Origin of the sequence: Citrobacter sp. wls826 (genome assembly GCF_005281245.1) — a bacterium.
GTDB lineage: Bacteria > Pseudomonadota > Gammaproteobacteria > Enterobacterales > Enterobacteriaceae > Citrobacter > Citrobacter braakii.
In genome coordinates, this window is sequence record NZ_SZWS01000051.1 from 120,160 (window position 1) to 121,232 (window position 1,073).

Consider the following 1,073-nt stretch of genomic DNA (forward strand, 5'->3'; position numbering starts at 1 on the left):
ATCGTGGCGTTTCCGCAGCATGGCCTGCTGTTATCGAAGTCTGAACCGTTGATGCGTGAAGCAATGCAGGCGGGGGCGCATTACGTCGGCGGTCTGGACCCAACCAGCGTGGACGGGGCGATGGAAAAATCCCTCGACACCATGTTCCAGATTGCGCTGGATTACGATAAAGGCGTGGATATCCATCTGCATGAAACCAGCCCGGCGGGCGTTGCGGCGGTGAATTACATGGTGGAAACGGTGGAGAAAACGCCGCAGTTGAAGGGCAAACTGACCATCAGTCACGCATTTGCGCTGGCAACCCTGAACGAACAGCAGGTGGATGCGCTGGCGAGCCGCATGGCGGCGCAGCAGATTACCATTGCCTCGACGGTGCCGATCGGTACCTTGCATATGCCGCTCAAGCAGCTGCGTGACAAAGGCGTGGAAGTGATTACCGGGACCGACAGTGTGATTGACCATTGGTCGCCGTACGGGCTTGGAGACACGCTGGAGAAGGCGAATCTGTACGCACAGCTCTATATTCGTCCCAATGAACTCAACCTGTCGCGAGCGCTGTTCCTCGCCACCGGCGATGTGCTGCCGCTTAACGATAAAGGTGAGCGCGTCTGGCCGAAGGCGCAGGATGAAGCCAGCTTTGTACTGGTGGATGCCTCCTGCTCAGCGGAAGCGGTCGCGCGAATCTCCCCACGCACCGCGACCTTCCATAAAGGCCAACTGGTGTGGGGGAACGTCGCAAGCTAGCCTGGTTTGATGCGCAGCGGCAATCGCTGCTGCGCTCTCTGCTCGTTAACCGACGATCCCCATATAGCCGTGAATCCCCATATATAAGCCGACCATCGCGATAAGCGCGCTTGAAAAATAGGGCGCTTTGCGTGCCAGTGTGTTAAATCCGCTCCAGCGTTTGGCCGCCTGCTGCACGCTGATTGCCGCTCCCACGCCCACCGTTACCAGCGTTAGCGCCAGCCCGAGGCTGAAGCACAGCACCATGGTGGCACCCAGCGTGAAGGCTTTGAGCTGGATGCAAATCAGCAGTACCGTAATGGCAGCAGGGCAGGGGATCAACCCGCCGG

Annotated in this window: 1 protein-coding gene and 1 pseudogene; one reads left to right on the top strand and one right to left on the bottom strand. The window is 59.0% G+C overall.

The features are described 5' to 3' along the window. A partial coding sequence (locus FDW87_RS22430; RefSeq protein ID WP_252363138.1) for an amidohydrolase family protein occupies positions 1-744 on the top strand: 744 nt, incomplete at its 5' end. Between the two features lie 45 nt (positions 745-789). Here the strand turns inward: FDW87_RS22430 and FDW87_RS22435 are convergent. Further along, positions 790-1,073, bottom strand: a pseudogene (locus FDW87_RS22435) (nickel/cobalt efflux protein RcnA); the annotation flags it as partial.